Annotated in this window: 2 protein-coding genes and 1 pseudogene; all 3 read left to right on the forward strand. The window is 52.7% G+C overall.

Annotation, left to right across the window (positions count from 1 at the left end):
- Positions 1 to 9: 9 nt before the first annotated feature.
- Positions 10 to 198, forward strand: a pseudogene (locus tag ACIOMR_RS30935) (F0F1 ATP synthase subunit A); the annotation flags it as partial.
- Positions 199 to 331: 133 nt separating this feature from the next.
- A complete protein-coding gene (atpE, locus tag ACIOMR_RS30940; RefSeq protein WP_002555987.1) occupies positions 332 to 589 on the forward strand; it encodes a F0F1 ATP synthase subunit C in 258 nt (85 codons plus the stop codon).
- A 56-nt stretch (positions 590 to 645) separates the two neighbouring features.
- Positions 646 to 1116: a F0F1 ATP synthase subunit B gene (locus ACIOMR_RS30945; protein WP_008439543.1), complete on the forward strand. Its 471-nt coding sequence runs from the start codon at positions 646 to 648 to the stop codon at positions 1114 to 1116.
- Positions 1117 to 1182: the final 66 nt, after the last annotated feature.

Consider the following 1182-nt stretch of genomic DNA (forward strand, 5'->3'; position numbering starts at 1 on the left):
TACATGTAGGCCGGCGAGCTGGTGTTCATTCTGATCGCTGTGATGTTCGGCAGTGGTCTGCTCTGGCTTAGCGGCCTGGGCATTGTTCTGCAGTGGGCGTGGGCTGTGTTCCACATCCTGATCATCACCCTGCAGGCGTTTATCTTCATGATGCTGACCATCGTCTACCTGTCGATGGCGCACGAAGAGAACCATTAAGACCAGTCTCGACTAGTCTGATGTCCCTCCCGGTCAAACGGGAGGGTAGCCCTGAAGGGCTATGAAACGATTTGTTTTACCGCTTTAAAATCTAAAAAACCTAAACCATACGACGTAAAAGTCGGGAGGAAAGATGGAAACTGTAGTTGGTCTAACCGCTATCGCTGTTGCACTGTTGATCGGCCTGGGCGCCCTGGGTACTGCCATTGGTTTCGGCCTGCTGGGCGGCAAGTTCCTGGAAGGCGCAGCGCGTCAGCCAGAAATGGTTCCAATGCTGCAAGTTAAAATGTTCATCGTCGCCGGCCTGCTCGACGCCGTGACCATGATCGGTGTTGGTATCGCTCTGTTCTTCACCTTCGCGAACCCCTTCGTTGGTCAACTCGCCGGTTAATCACTCGTTTTTTCGAGTGATTGGTGTGTTGTGCAACGAACGAGCGAGGTATTGGCGTGAACATTAATGCAACCATTATTGGTCAGTCCTTAGCGTTCTTGATTTTTGTAGTTTTCTGCATGAAGTTCGTATGGCCTCCGGTCATCGCGGCTTTGCACGAACGTCAGAAGAAGATCGCAGACGGACTGGACGCTGCCGCACGAGCAGCTCGCGACCTGGAGTTGGCCCAAGATAAAGCGGGTCAACAACTGCGCGAAGCGAAAGCTCAGGCAGCTGAAATCATTGAGCAAGCCAAGAAACGCGGTAACCAGATCGTTGAAGAGGCTGTTGAAAAAGCCCGTATCGACGCTGACCGTGTGAAGGTTCAGGCTCAAGCCGAGATCGAGCAGGAACTGAACGGTGTCAAAGATGCGCTGCGTGCCCAACTGGGTGCTCTGGCCGTCGGCGGTGCTGAGAAGATCCTGGGTGCCACAATCGATCAAAACGCGCACGCGGAGCTGGTAAACAAACTGGCTGCTGAAATTTAAGCGAGGGCGATCATGGCAGAATTGACAACGTTTGCCAGTGCTTATGATATGGTATGCTTTTTGATT

It is taken from the genome of Pseudomonas sp. NPDC087814 (assembly GCF_044742865.1).
Lineage (GTDB): Bacteria > Pseudomonadota > Gammaproteobacteria > Pseudomonadales > Pseudomonadaceae > Aquipseudomonas.